The sequence below is a fragment of the Chitinophaga sp. 05T412 genome, assembly GCF_056396465.1.
This window is the reverse complement of the sequence record NZ_JBFTLN010000005.1, coordinates 314,812-328,818: the sequence shown is the minus strand read 5'-3', so window position 1 is coordinate 328,818 and position 14,007 is coordinate 314,812. Positions and strand designations below refer to the sequence as shown.

Genomic DNA, 14,007 nt, shown 5'->3' with positions numbered 1-14,007 from the left:
GTATAACCCTGATCAAGACAAACTCCGCTTAGAACTCTGCACTCTTCGGTGTTCTTGGGAAAGCAATCACATCGCGGATGTTGGTCATGCCTGTAACAAACAGCATCAGGCGCTCAAAGCCAAGACCGAAGCCGGCGTGCGGTGCAGTACCAAAGCGGCGGGTATCGAGGTACCAGCTCAGTTCTTCTACTGGCACGTGCATTTCGTTCATACGGTTTACCAGCTTGTCGTAGTTCTCTTCACGTTGTGAGCCACCTACCATTTCGCCAATACCGGGGAACAGGATATCCATTGCCCGTACGGTTTTGCCGTCGTCATTAAGCTTCATGTAGAACGACTTGATTTCTTTAGGATAATCGGTCAGGATCACCGGTTTCTTAAAGTGTTTTTCTACGAGGTAGCGTTCGTGCTCACTCTGCAGATCAGCGCCCCAGTCTTCAATCAGGTATTGGAACTTTTTGTTTTTGTTATGCTTGCTGTTCTTCAGAATGTCGATGGCTTCGGTATAAGTGATGCGTACAAACTCGTTGTGCAGCACAAATTCCAGCTTTTCGATCAGGCCCATTTCAGCGCGTTCCTGTTGCGGCTTTTGCTTGTCTTCTTCTACCAGGCGGCTGGCCAGGAAGTCGAGGTCATCACGGTTGTTATCGAGTATGTATTGGATAACAGATTTGATAAATGCTTCTGCCAGATCCATATTGTCTTCCAGCTCATAGAACGCCATTTCTGGTTCAATCATCCAGAACTCAGCAAGGTGGCGGGCGGTGTTGGAATTTTCTGCACGGAAAGTTGGTCCAAACGTGTAGATATCTCCAAATGCCATTGCACCCAGTTCTCCTTCCAGTTGCCCGGAAACCGTGAGGTTAGTGGATTTGCCGAAGAAGTCTTCTTTGTAATCAATCTCACCGTTTTCAGTACGTGGCGGATTCTTCATGTCCAGTGTGGTAACACGGAACATTTCGCCGGCGCCTTCTGCGTCAGAAGCGGTGATAATAGGCGTATGCAGGTATACAAATCCACGTTCGTTAAAGAAGCGGTGTACGGCAAATGCGAGGGCATGACGCACGCGGAAAATAGCACCAAACGTGTTGGTACGGAACCGCAGATGCGCTATTTCACGCAGATATTCCAGACTAGGCTTGTTTTTCAGCTGCAGCGGATACTTCTCCGGATCGCAGTCGCCCAGTATTTCCAGGGTAGCAGCCTTCAGTTCAACCTTCTGACCTTTACCCAGGGATGGAATAATTTCACCGGTGGCACTGATAGCAGCGCCGGTGGTAATGCGTTTTACCAGCGCCGGATCTATATTTTCGCTATTGATTACTACTTGTAAATTATTATTGGTAGAGCCATCGTTCAAAGCTATAAACTGATTGTTGCGGAATGAACGCACCCAACCCTTAACTGTTACTTCGTAATGCGCCTTGTCGTCGGACAAGATTTGCTTGACTTTTACCCTTTGGCTCATAATATATTGTATTTTAGGAGTGCAAAAATAAGTGGAAAACTTCATAGTATATAGTCCGGATCTTCGCCTTTTCCTGCCGGCCAGTGCCAATAAAATGTTAAAAATGGCCGGAAATTTGTGGTAGAAGCCTGTAGAAATGGGGTTTTGAGGGTCCCACTACCACTCCCTTACAGCCCGGGAAAGGATTGTTTTACAGGCCACTTAGGGGCAATTCAGGGGTAAATATTTTTGGATAATAGTAAAACTTGTTTTAATCTTGCGGTATATTCTGCCTGATTAAGTTCAAATTTCCATCTTCATCGGCAGTTCCTGAACTCAATCATTCCCTATCAAATTTAATAAGCTAATTAAATTTATTGACTCAAAAACAATTATTTGTAATTGGTGTATGTTGGTATGCAGTGGTACCCGCCTCACAACACTTCTAAAATTTGACAACACAGATGATGTACGACATCTTACAATTGAACGACATGCTCGTTCCTGAGCTGCTTGATATTGCAGAGAAACTGGACGTTCCCAACGCGAAAAAACTGAACAAACAGGACCTTATCTACAAAATTCTTGATAAACAAGCAGTATTAGCCTCAGAAGATAACCAAGCCAACGGAGACGAAAAGAAAGCACGTAAACGCAAACCTGTAAAGAAAGAAGACGGTAACCACGGTGCTGAAGAACCTGCTCACGCTGAAGAAAAACCAGCTGCTAAAAAAGCAGTTGCTAAAAAAACAACCGGTACAAAGACGAAAGAAAATGAAGCAGACAGCACACCGGTAAATTCCGCCAAACCTAAGATTAAAGACTTTGAAATAGATCTCGATAGCATTCCTTCTCTTACCTTCGATGATGATGATGATATCATTATCCCTTCCTTCACAGAAGATGAAGAAGCAGAAGAAGAGGAAGAAGAAGTAGTGGCTATTCCTGCTGCAGAAGAAGAGGAAGAAGAAGAGGATGATGATGACTTTGTGGTACCTGGAGAAATTCCAGTTGCACCCGCTGCACAGAAGAACCGCTTCCCTAATAAGAAAGAACCAGTTTTCAATATAGAATTCGATGGCGTAATAGTAAGTGAAGGTGTACTGGAAATGATGCCCGATGGCTACGGTTTCCTCCGCTCCTCCGACTATAACTACCTCAGCTCACCGGATGATATTTATGTATCTCCTTCGCAGATAAAACTCTTTGGTCTTAAAACCGGTGATACCGTGAAAGGCTCTGTACGCCCACCAAAAGAAGGGGAGAAGTACTTTGCTTTACTGAAGGTAGAAACCATCAATAACAAGTCGCCGGAAGAAGTACGCGACCGTGTACCTTTCGACTACCTGACACCGCTGTTTCCTTTCGAGAAACTGAGATTAACTACTACTTCCAATAACTACTCTACGCGTATCATGGATATGTTTACGCCTATCGGTAAAGGCCAGCGCGGACTGATTGTTGCGCAACCTAAGGTAGGTAAAACCATGTTGCTGAAAGAAGTAGCCAACGCTATTGCGACTAACCATCCGGAAATTTATCTGATGGTAGTACTGATCGATGAGCGTCCGGAAGAGGTAACAGATATGGAACGTAGCGTAAAAGCAGAAGTCATTGCTTCTACTTTCGACGAACCTGCTGAAAAACACGTAAAAGTATCTGCTATTGCATTGCAGAAAGCAAAACGCCTGGTAGAGTGCGGCCACGATGTAGTAATCCTGCTGGATTCCATCACCCGTTTGGCAAGAGCACACAATACCGTAGCTCCGGCTTCTGGTAAAGTATTGAGCGGTGGTGTGGAAGCAAACGCAATGCAGAAACCTAAACAATTCTTTGGTGCGGCACGTAAAATAGAACATGGTGGTTCCTTAACTATCCTGGCTACTGCACTGATTGATACCGGTTCTAAAATGGATGAGGTAATCTTTGAAGAGTTCAAAGGTACCGGTAACATGGAACTGTTGCTGGATCGTAAACTGGCTAACAAACGTATCTTCCCGGCTATCGATGTTTCTGCATCGTCTACCCGTCGTGATGATCTGTTGCTGGATAAAGATTCACTGAAACGTATCCACATCCTGCGCAATCACCTCGCTGATATGAACACGGATGAGTCTATGCACTTCATGCTGCAACATATGCGCGGAACTAAAAACAACGAAGAGTTCCTGATCTCTATGAACAGCTAGGATCAGTTTACCTTATAAAACAAAAACCCGTTACGATATCGTAACGGGTTTTTTTATGTTAATAGTTATTGTTCTTTTTCTGCTGGCCAGGGGCAAATGGTTTGGCCGATTTGGTACCATATATTTTTTTCTGCTGACCGGGTGGTAAATCGTTTGGATTGCCAACTGGCTGTGTGGTAACACAGCTGGTATAAATGATCATCAGAGAAAGCGATAACAGTAACAGTGCTGGTTTTTTCATGACAGGTATTTTTTAGTGCTGATAGATAATAAAAGCAAAAATCCCGCCACAGTACCTACTGAGGCGGGATTATCCAATCTATCTAACCTTATAACTATCTTACATAAAACATCATCAGATGCTTAGAATATCCAGTTAACTCCCAGAGAGAATTCTTTAGGGAAGTTAAAATCAAATTTGCTGCTGTTCAATTTAGCACCACCCGCTTCCAGTTTGGTTTGGTCGTAGCCATAGCTTACACCACCGAATGCACCTTCTAACATGAAGTGTTTGGTTACGAAGTAAGTGATACCAGGCAGTACGTTCACTTTGAAACCATTTACGGTAGCGAATTTGTCGTCATCGTGCTTAACGTTAGCTAAGTGGTAGCCGGCATTAGCTTCTGCGAAGAATGCGAATTTGCTCTGACCAATCATGTGGTAGTTACGAACAAATACACCTGGAGTGATTTCGAAGGTTTTTACTTTAGCAGCCTTGTCTTCTTTTGCAGAACCAAATTTTGTATCTGCGAAAACACCAATTACCCAGTTAGGATTCAGTGCCACACCTACTTTAGGGTTGATACCGAATTTGTTGTCTGTTGTTTTTGCATCAGAACCTTTAACTTTATCGGTAGAGGTAGATACTGTCAGATTACCGCCTAAAATTACATCGCCTTTCGAAAACTGTGCCTTTGCTACTTGTGTGCCGAACAGTGCTACTGCGGCCAATACAATCAACTTTTTCATCTGTCGTTAAATTTAAATATTCATTAAAACTATTCCTGTGTTCTTGATTCTTCTACATACTTGCTAGCAATCCTTGTTGATGTCTGGTCGATATCTTAATCCATTAAAGAAAATGGTCAATACGTGTTTTTCACGTGCCATAAAGCATTTCAGCGCTTCACGGTCGTGAGGATCAAAACCTGCTGCCTGCCATTTGCACCATATTACCCATAAGCCGAATAATACATTTACTAATAACTGGGCGGTGAGTTCCGTATCCGTGTCTTTGTTAAGTTCTCCACTCGCTATCCCTTTATGGATAGTAGTAGAAAGGAATGAAATTTCTACCTGCTGCAATAACTCAATCGTTTGCCGCATCAGGCTGGAGGGAACATCTTTTATCCATTCGTTTACACCAAACAGAAAATGGTATTCCAACAACATTTTTTCTTTCAATTCCAGGTAACGATCCATGATAGCCGTGGTAGATGGCGCCGTTTCCACATATGCCGACATGTCTATAAAACATTCCGCAATCATACCCTCCACTACTGCTACATAGATGGATTCTTTATCCGAAAAATAATAATACAAAGAGCCTTTTGAAATCTCCAGATCCCTGGCTATTTCCTCCATGGTAGTTTTAGACAAGCCAAACCGCTTGAAGCGCTTCAAAGCCGCTTCCAGAATGATAGTTCGTTTCTGGTCCTGTTCTGCCATAGCGTATAAGTGAAAACAAAACCTGACTGTTTGACTATTTTGTTTTGCGAGTCAAATGTACGACCAAAAGTTATTCCGCCAAATTTTTTTGTTAAGAAATTGTTACGTACTCTCCGCGCAGAAGATCAAAAAGCAGGAAATGATACCGAAGTAGACATCTTACTAAAAAACAAAGGGCAAACATTAAATAAATCAGCAACAGTATCCCGGAAAAATTTGAAAACGTATAATTACCGAAAAGGATATACGAAGTTCAGGGTTTTATTTATGCGTCATTTTAAGCACTAAATCGCGTTGCCTTCTTTCGGTAATATCCAGTACCACACCGCTTTTCAGCACTACTTTTCCACCTGCATTATCCAGGTGGCCGATATTAGACAGCTGGATCATCTGGCTATTATTGATCTGGTAGAAGCGAAGGGTACTGAAAAGATCTACATAGTAACGGAACGATTGTACGCCCGTGATCAATGCACCAGTACTCAGGCGGAACAAGCAATTTTCTCCCAATGCCTCTATATATTCAATGGAAGGGATGTTAATAGTATATTCTTCCCCGTTAGTAGCAGGTATGAGTAATTTCCAGGAAGCAGGCTTACTATGATTGAAATTCTCCAACAACACGCGGTAGCGCTCCTTGTTATTACCGGCATCAATACGCGAAGTTATTAAGGCTACAGCCTGTAGCAGGCTTTCTTTATCGATCGGTTTCAGTATTAACTCTACATCGCTGAAACGAATCACATGCAGGAATTTCTTTTCAAAAGCAGTCACAAATACCGCTTCAAAAGGAAGGTCTGGCATCGTACCGGCTAGTACGTCAAACCCAGTTCCATCGGGCATTTCCAAGTCCAGGAATACCAGTTGTGGCTGATGCGTTTTTATCTTTTCAATGCCATCGGAACAATCAGAAGCAGTAGCCGCAATGGTGATTTGCGGGCAGTATTTTTCCAGCATCAACGCAATAATATCCCGGCTGTTTCGCTCATCATCTATAATAATAGCCTTTATCATAAAGTAACATTAACGGATATACTAATTATAACTGGGGGATCAGTATTTTCACCACGGTTCCGCTATCCGACTCATCTTCTGACGACCTGTCTATAATTTCTATATGAATTTCTGTGTTGTACATTTTGTTCAGCAACTCTGCACGGTTCTGGCTAATTTCCATACCGGACGACTGGTGATGCTTGGGCAACATCCGCAAAGATTTGGAGCGCGCAATGCCGATGCCATTATCMGCAATCACACATTCCAGCATGTCGGCCGCCACCTGATTAAAGTAGATGGAAAGCAGTCCTGTTGGCTGTTTGGGGTTCGTCATGCCATGTTTTACTGCATTCTCCACATAGGGCTGTAATAACATGGCCGGAATTTCCAGTTCCGCAGTAGCAATCACCGGATCTACCACTATTTCATACTCCATCCTGTTCTCAAAACGCATTTTTTCCAATCCCAGGTAGGTATTCAGGTAAGTGATTTCATCTGCCAGCGATATAAAATTACGTCGGGAAAAATCCAGGGTTTTACGGATCAGGTAGGAGAAGTCAGATAAATACTTCTGTGCATACTCGTAATCCCGCTGCATTACAAATAACTGAATAGAATTAAGACAGTTGAAAATGAAGTGGGGATTGATTTGCGCACGTATAGCCTTCAATTCAATTTCCGTTAATTTCTTATCGTATTCTGTTTCCAGCTGTATTTTTCGCTGTTCTTCCAATTMCTGTTTTTTACGCAGGATTTCGGTAGTCTGCTCTTTTACAAGTTCTTCCAGTTGCTCGTTCAGCTTGCGTTGCAGCTCTTTATTTTTGTTCAGTTGTTTGATCAGCAACTCCTGCGTACGGGTTCTTTCCAGGTGCACCAGTTTGTTACGGTAGCTTAATCCGGCCAGGAAAAACATGGCCTGCAGTAATACGCCGCCAATCAGCAACATAGTAGGGGCAGCCAGTTCGCCTAATGCACTGAGTAAGCCCAGCGGTCGTACATGCATTAAAAAGGAGCCGAAACAGGCCAGGTATAAACATACAGACCCGTACAGGAAAAACCTGACCAGCGGATGATGCCTGGAACGCCTTGCCAGCGCCACAAATACCGCTAGTAAAGGTATCAGTGTAATAAAATATACATAGCTGTATATAATGGTAGGCAAATGATATTGTTCTTCTGCAATACAATACATGCACAGGATGATCAGTCCGCCCACTACAGCAGATACCCAGGTAAACACCCTTTCCATAAAGGGATAGCGCTCCGTGAGATTGAGGAAGGTATTCCCAAATAACAGGTACATCAGGTAGAAGCAAAACAGCAGCCCCGGAATATCCCAATAGTATTTCAACATGGGCCACCGGTGAAAAAACGATAACTGATAGGGTTTGCTTTCCAGTCTTAATGCAAAGAAGAGGATGAGCCCCAGTACATAGGCCGCAAAGTAGATATAAGACCTGTCGGGTAATTGAATATAGTTGATGATGGAGATACTGAAAAACACCATGAGCATACCCAGTAATACCTGTATAATCACGGCTTCCTTGCGATAGGTATCCAGTTGGCCATCGCGGAAGGCGGCGTAGGTGGCAGTATTGAACAGCGCTGGCATCAGCGCATTTTCGTTGTATGATTTATTGATGATATGAAGGTAAAAGGTACGGAGTTCACCGGCGGGCACGTTTACGTTGAAGGTGTAATGATTCCATCGTTCCACACCGCCGGTGTCCAGCATCAGCCCTGTTTGCATAAGGAGTTGAGGCGTATCACCGGGGGCTTGTGCGTACCAGTACATATAGTCGTGCCAGCCGGAAAAGAGCTGGCATACCAGTGGTTTATTGAACTGATTTTTAATGGTCAAACGTAGCCAGCAATCGTTTACCTGTCCATTATTTTTAGGGTTGCTATGAAATATATTGGCCTGGTGTACAAAGGGTTGTTCGCTCACCTGGGCTGCCGTGAAATATTGATGGTGGCTGGTTAACGTGCTGATATAGGGGCGTAGGTCCATATTCGCTGGTGCGAATGAACTATCTGTTATCAGTGTATCTACTGGGGGACGATCCGTATTGGCAAAGGATTCTGCAGTGTAACAGTACAACAGCAGCATTAAAATAATGCGCTTCACAAAGTGCTTTATAAGTTTGGTTATAACAATTTGTCAATAGCTTTGGCCATTGCCTCATCCTTCGCGGTCACAATATTTCCGGCATCGTGTGTACTGAGAAATATTTCTACTTTGTTGTACACATTGGTCCAGTAAGGGTGATGATCCATTTTTTCCGCAACAAGGGCTACCTTGGTCATAAAGGCGAAGGCATCCCGAAAGTCCTTAAACTCAAAAGCCCGGTAAAGCTGTTTGTTTTTTTCTTCCCACATAAAACAGGGATTTTAAAAATGTGAAATAGGGGTCTTGTCACGGAATACGGTCAAAAATATTAAGTGTTGGAGCGTTGTGCCTGCCTTAGAAAATAAGGTTCATCTTATTTTTAATTTCTCTGATGTCCAGTAAAGATACTAATTGTACCAGCGGAACGACGCGTAACTCCTCTAATAATTTTTTTACATCATTAGGTTGGTAGTAATCACCTTTGATCATCCACAGGAAATCGATCTGTTTCAGCTCTGGCAGCAGGAATTCGGCCTGGCAGTGATTGTTGTATATATAATGTGCTACTGAATTGGTAGGTTCATGGAACTCAAATATGGGGAAATGAAAAGACCTGGTTCTTTTCGCGATCGTGATTTCGAGGTAATTATTCACCCGGAAATTGGTGTGGAGCTGACGGTTAATATGCCAGCACAACTGGTAATCACGCGAAGTGGAAGCGATGCCAATCAGGTGGGTGTTCTCAAAGAAATCCTCTACTAATTGGTCCTGGTCCAGCTTTAACTTGAGTATTGTCATATAGAAAGTAACGCTACACCGCTGAAAAAATAATTATCCTTTCTTTTTACTGCCCTTTTTGGGAGAAGGTTGTCCCGGGTCCCAAAATACGGCTTTAAAATTTGCTATTTTATCTTCTTTTACTACCACGCCTTCCTGTTCCAGTAATTCCTGCATCAGGGTGGGAGTAGCAAAATGATGGCGGCCACTTAGTTCGCCTTTGCTATTTACCACACGATGAGCGGGTACAGCGGGTTTGGCGTTTCCGGCAGCATTCATGGCCCAGCCTACCATACGACCCGTTAGTTTCAGGCCGGAGGCATCTGCAATGGCGCCATAGGAGGTAACCCGGCCGCGAGGTACGGTACGTGCTATTTTAAAAACCGTTTCGAAAAAGGAAACCTTTTCACTGGTTTCCTTTTTCGTTGTCCCTGCGCTGGGCAAGGAGGGTAGTTCTTTTGGGTTCAGGTACTTTTTCATAATCAAAAGGACAGTGTCTGCAGCCATTTCCGCAACAGAAGCCCCGGTCGAGGTGAAATTTTTCGGTAAATACCATATAGCCCTGGGCGTTATAGTAGAAATCAATCTTCTCCACCAACGGTTGCTTCATCTGAAGGCAGTTTTATGCTTTGCCAGTTCAGGGGAGCGGCAGGCAATTGAAATTTGAGATAACGAATGGTTCTGCCATCGGCCAGGTGCATACCTTCATAGTAGGTCTGGATTTTTAATAATGGCGGAACTTCCGGTAACGCATATACGTCTGGAATATCTTCTATCAGGGTACATCCTGCAGCGCTGATCACTTCCTGTGTGAAAGCGTAGAGCTGTGGGGAGTCTGTTTTCAGGTTGATGGTGGCACCCGGTGCTAGCAATGGTTGAAATAATTGGAGGAATTTCGGGTGGGTCAGCCTTTTCTTTGACTTGGAGGCACGCAGGAAGGGGTCTGGAAAGGTAATCCAGATGTCCTTTATTTCTCCGGGAGCAAAGTAGTTGTTGAGTTTGTCTATCTGAGTGCGTAAAAAACCGGCATTGGGCAGTGGCTCTTCCAGGGCGGTTTTAGCACCTCTCCAGATGCGGTTGCCTTTCAGATCTACACCTAAGAAGTTTTGGTCGGGGAATAGCCTGGCCATGCCCAGGGTATAATCTCCTTTACCACAAGCCAGCTCTAATGTAACAGGGTGGCTGTTTTTAAAGAATTCATTCCATTTTCCCTGCATACCTTCCGGGTATATTAATACGTTGGGGAAGGTTTCGATTTCAGCAAATCGTTCTAATTTTTTTTGTCCCATTTGGGGCAAAAATACTGGGAATTTTTGAATGAGCGAGGGGTATAGGGAGATGGGGTAGGCGATGAGGAAGCGAGTTCGCCGGTTGCCGGCTCGTTGGGCGGAGCTAAAAAGCAAGTGCCGCCGGGATAGCGGCGGCACTTGCTTTTGTATTGTCAGAGAATTAATAAGCGCCTTGCAGCATCACATATCCATCCGGATTAGGATCAATGATTCTTTTAGCGTTTTTGCCATCTGTGTCGCAGGTATATATACCACCATCTCCCCAGTTGTTAGGTGCAGCTACCGTGTTTTGTACCGCGCTAAATACAATTTTTTTACCGTCTGGTGTCAGGGAGGCTTCATCACTAACCCGGATATTATCCGGTAATGTTACTTTTATTTCATGATTGTCTGTGCCATCCAGTTTGGACATCCAGATTTCATTTTTTTTGGTGCTGCCATGGAAGGATTTGGTGTAGATAACCAGATCCAGCTGTTTCAAAGCAGTAGTGCCAGGAGCAGGTGTATCTGCTTTCGCGTCTTTGTTACAGCTCATCTGGGTCATGATAACGGCAGCATTAAATGCCAGCAAAACAAGGGTTCCTAGTAATAATTTCTTCATGATAATAATATAGGTTTAATAATTCAAATGTATAACATATTGAATTAAAATAAAGAAGCATTAGGAGCAAGATAATTTATAGGATGGCGATGGGCTGAAAGATGCGCTAAAACAGCAGGGAAGCGGGCATAAAAAAAGCCCGTAAGCATGATAACTTACGAGCTCTTTAAACCAATTAAGCTGTAGGAGGAGGAGTCGAACCTCCACGGGGCAGTTAGCCATAGCACAGTAAGATTAGTGGTCAACCCAATTATACTACGTTTATCCTGTGATCCCCACCCTCGAGACAAGAGGGCATGTCTGCCAATTTCATCATCCCACAATATGTGAAAACCGTTACCTGTTATTGCTTTTCGTTAACCTGTTTGGTAATGATTATAATGCAAATCTAAAGAGATGGGTGGTTTCTTGCAAATTTTTTAAGGAAAATTTTGGAATTTTCGATATTTTTTAAATATTTGCATGTAACTTTAAAACATTCAAAAACAAATTGTAAAAATGAGCCACAATTTGAATATTGACAAACTCGATTTACAGATTATCAGTGAAATGATGTCTAATGCGGAGATCTCTTACGCCGACCTGGGGAAGAAATTGTTCGTTTCCGGGGGGACTATCCACGTGAGAATGAAGAAATTGCAAGAACTGGGTGTAGTTAAAGGTACTAAATTACATGTAGATTTAAAAATGATTGGCTATGATGTAATTGCTTTTATTGGTATTTATCTGGAAAAAAGCTCCATGTATGATACGGTAGCTAAAGAATTAAGAAAGATACCGGAAATGGTACGCCTTAATTATACAACAGGTAGCTACAGCATGTTCGCGGAAATTATCTGTAAAGATATTACCCAGCTTCGCCGTATCCTGCATGATGAGCTACAGAAAATTAAAGGTATTGAAAGGACCGAAACCCTGATCTCTCTCGAAGAAAGTTTCTACAGAACCATCAATGTAGTGGAATAACTGATTTTTAAGGAGGAGCAAGCAGCCCCGGTTGCTTTATCGTTCTTAATGATTAAATTCCACTATGGTTACACCAGAAATTGCCGAAAAAATTCAGCGGCTGGAAGAAAAGTACGCCGCCATGGGCCAGAACTTGTCGTCCTACCTGGATGGCCTTCTGTACGCAGACTATCTTACATACTGGGACTATATTCAGTTGGATGTGTTGCTGAACCTGCAACACCCGCGCACGCCGATTCCCGATGAAAGAATTTTCATCGTTTATCATCAGATCACGGAACTGTACCTTAAATTATCGTTGCAGGCTATTGAGCAAATCAGCTTTGCACCCGTACTGTCAGCTGAAGTTTTTATTACCCAGCTAAAGAGAATTAACAACTATTTCCACAGTCTCATTAATTCATTTGAAATAATGGTAGATGGGATGGATAAGGAGCAGTTCCTGCAATTCCGCATGGCGCTACTCCCTGCCAGCGGCTTCCAGAGCGGGCAGTTCCGTATGGTGGAAATTTGCTCTACCCGGTTAAATAACCTGGTATATGAACCCATGCGTCCGGATGTAGCTCATCTGGACTTAAAAGGTGTGCTCAATAATATCTACTGGAGAAGTGGTGCCACCGAATTGGCTACTGGTAAGAAAACACTGACCCTGCGCCAGTTTGAGCTCAAATACATGGACACCTTCCTGGCATTGGCTACCCGTTATGAACATTGTAACATACAGGCCTGCTACCAGCGCCTGTTGCCGGAAGATAAGGCCATAGTGGCGCCGTTATTAAAGGAATACGACTTAAACATCAATGTGCGTTGGCCATTGATGCATTATAAATCTGCTGTAAGATACCTGCATAAAAGGCCGGAAGACATTGCCGCAACCGGAGGAACCAATTGGCAGCAGTTTCTGCCTCCAAAGAATAAACGGATCGTCTTTTTCCCGGAACTGTGGACAGATGAAGAGCTGGCAAACTGGGGCAAACTGGCTATGGGCGAGTAATACGTTAAATCTGTTGTGTAGTAAATCTTTTAATGTAATAAGCCAGTAATGGTACATCTGCTTTTTCCAGCGGATGTGCGGTATCCGGCATCACTGTCAGTTGCGCCAGGGGCAACGCTTTGTACACCTCAATGGTTTCCTGGAAAGATACCATGTTGTCGTGGTCGCCCATCATTAGCATACAGGGACTGGCCACCTGAGCATAGTCCGGATGTTTCAGCAGCGACTGATGCCCCAGTTCTTCAATGAGCTGGGCGGTGCGGGTCACCACTATTTTCCAGTCGTTGGCCGTATGCCGGGCTTCCAGCACCCGTGCAAATGCCGGTACCTTTTCTTCTATCAGGATTGGATTTAATTGTCGTACTTCCTTGCCGGCCGTAGCCTCATTCCAGTTGTATTTGGTGGCGAGGGTAATCACCCGGCCGATTTTTTCCGGGTAGTGCCGGGCCAGGTACATAGCTACATAGCCACCCATGCTGTACCCGAAAATATGTACAAAGTCCAGCTGCCGGCTTTCTAAATAGGATAACACTTCGGCTGCAAATACCTGTACGCTGAATCCCTGCTCTGAAAAAGGAACATCGCCATGGCCGCTGAAATTAAGTATATGCACGTCATAATGTTCGGCTAATGCGGCCGCCAGTGGCTGAAATTGAGAGGCTGCGCCTAAAGCGCCATGTAATAAAAGTATGGGGAGTTTATTCGTTTGCATTGACTAAAACTAGCACAAAAAAAAGCAGAAAGCAAAAAGGAGAAAGCAAAAAGCCATTGACGCGAATGGCTAAAGCGGATCTTTCAGAAAGATAAAATCCTGGTTAATCATCCGCGTCGATGGCTTTTTGCTTTCTGGCTTCTGCTTTCGGCTCCATATCAAATTGTGTTCACATTTTTTTATTATGTTTGCATAGATGTTGCCGATTAATTCTCTTCACTAAGATGTCCCATCATCAAATAATGTTTTTTTAAATAC

The 14,007-nt window shown here is 43.6% G+C and carries 16 protein-coding genes; 3 read left to right on the top strand and 13 right to left on the bottom strand.

The features are described from left to right. Positions 1-28 precede the first annotated feature (28 nt). Positions 29-1,468 (bottom strand): asparagine--tRNA ligase, encoded by a 1,440-nt coding sequence (gene asnS / locus AC1DFM_RS13880; RefSeq protein WP_477077332.1) that lies wholly within the window; start codon positions 1,466-1,468, stop codon positions 29-31. A 446-nt stretch (positions 1,469-1,914) separates the two neighbouring features. Between asnS and rho the strand changes: the two genes are divergently transcribed. Beyond that, entirely contained in the window at positions 1,915-3,636 is a 1,722-nt protein-coding gene (gene rho, locus AC1DFM_RS13875; RefSeq protein WP_477077451.1) for a transcription termination factor Rho, read from the top strand. Between the two features lie 58 nt (positions 3,637-3,694). Here the strand turns inward: rho and AC1DFM_RS13870 are convergent, their stop codons facing one another. From AC1DFM_RS13870 to AC1DFM_RS13820, 11 genes are all read right to left on the bottom strand, one after another. Further along, complete coding sequence (locus AC1DFM_RS13870; protein ID WP_477077331.1) at positions 3,695-3,877, bottom strand: hypothetical protein; 183 nt, start codon at positions 3,875-3,877, stop codon at positions 3,695-3,697. Between the two features lie 122 nt (positions 3,878-3,999). Then, positions 4,000-4,605, bottom strand: coding sequence for an outer membrane beta-barrel protein (locus AC1DFM_RS13865; RefSeq protein ID WP_477077330.1), 606 nt, complete (start codon positions 4,603-4,605; stop codon positions 4,000-4,002). A 63-nt stretch (positions 4,606-4,668) separates the two neighbouring features. Then, positions 4,669-5,304, bottom strand: a complete 636-nt coding sequence (locus AC1DFM_RS13860) for a TetR/AcrR family transcriptional regulator (protein WP_477077329.1) — start codon at positions 5,302-5,304, stop codon at positions 4,669-4,671. Between the two features lie 261 nt (positions 5,305-5,565). Further along, positions 5,566-6,318, bottom strand: a complete 753-nt coding sequence (locus AC1DFM_RS13855; protein ID WP_477077328.1) for a LytR/AlgR family response regulator transcription factor — start codon at positions 6,316-6,318, stop codon at positions 5,566-5,568. Between the two features lie 25 nt (positions 6,319-6,343). Beyond that, entirely contained in the window at positions 6,344-8,428 is a 2,085-nt protein-coding gene (locus AC1DFM_RS13850; RefSeq protein ID WP_477077327.1) for a histidine kinase, read from the bottom strand. A 20-nt stretch (positions 8,429-8,448) separates the two neighbouring features. Then, positions 8,449-8,679: a 4a-hydroxytetrahydrobiopterin dehydratase gene (locus AC1DFM_RS13845; RefSeq protein ID WP_133807589.1), complete on the bottom strand. Its 231-nt coding sequence runs from the start codon at positions 8,677-8,679 to the stop codon at positions 8,449-8,451. A gap of 85 nt (positions 8,680-8,764) precedes the next feature. Continuing rightward, positions 8,765-9,208 (bottom strand): IPExxxVDY family protein, encoded by a 444-nt coding sequence (locus AC1DFM_RS13840; RefSeq protein WP_477077326.1) that lies wholly within the window; start codon positions 9,206-9,208, stop codon positions 8,765-8,767. Between the two features lie 33 nt (positions 9,209-9,241). Further along, complete coding sequence (locus tag AC1DFM_RS13835; protein ID WP_477077325.1) at positions 9,242-9,631, bottom strand: MGMT family protein; 390 nt, start codon at positions 9,629-9,631, stop codon at positions 9,242-9,244. Then, entirely contained in the window at positions 9,594-9,797 is a 204-nt protein-coding gene (locus tag AC1DFM_RS13830; protein ID WP_477077324.1) for a DUF5522 domain-containing protein, read from the bottom strand. The genes AC1DFM_RS13835 and AC1DFM_RS13830 overlap by 38 nt, the downstream gene beginning before the upstream one ends. After that, a complete protein-coding gene (gene trmB / locus AC1DFM_RS13825) occupies positions 9,769-10,476 on the bottom strand; it encodes a tRNA (guanosine(46)-N7)-methyltransferase TrmB (RefSeq protein WP_477077323.1) in 708 nt (235 codons plus the stop codon). Before trmB ends, AC1DFM_RS13830 begins: the two co-directional genes overlap by 29 nt. Positions 10,477-10,636: 160 nt before the next feature. Further along, complete coding sequence (locus AC1DFM_RS13820) at positions 10,637-11,077, bottom strand: TolB family protein (RefSeq protein ID WP_477077322.1); 441 nt, start codon at positions 11,075-11,077, stop codon at positions 10,637-10,639. 498 nt (positions 11,078-11,575) lie between these two features. Between AC1DFM_RS13820 and AC1DFM_RS13815 the strand changes: the two genes are divergently transcribed. Both AC1DFM_RS13815 and AC1DFM_RS13810 read left to right on the top strand, forming a co-directional pair. Next, positions 11,576-12,043 (top strand): Lrp/AsnC ligand binding domain-containing protein, encoded by a 468-nt coding sequence (locus AC1DFM_RS13815; RefSeq protein WP_079471223.1) that lies wholly within the window; start codon positions 11,576-11,578, stop codon positions 12,041-12,043. Positions 12,044-12,107: 64 nt separating this feature from the next. Next, complete coding sequence (locus AC1DFM_RS13810) at positions 12,108-13,037, top strand: tryptophan 2,3-dioxygenase family protein (RefSeq protein WP_477077321.1); 930 nt, start codon at positions 12,108-12,110, stop codon at positions 13,035-13,037. A gap of 4 nt (positions 13,038-13,041) precedes the next feature. Here the strand turns inward: AC1DFM_RS13810 and AC1DFM_RS13805 are convergent, their stop codons facing one another. Next, positions 13,042-13,749 (bottom strand): alpha/beta fold hydrolase, encoded by a 708-nt coding sequence (locus AC1DFM_RS13805; protein WP_477077320.1) that lies wholly within the window; start codon positions 13,747-13,749, stop codon positions 13,042-13,044. Positions 13,750-14,007 lie beyond the last annotated feature (258 nt).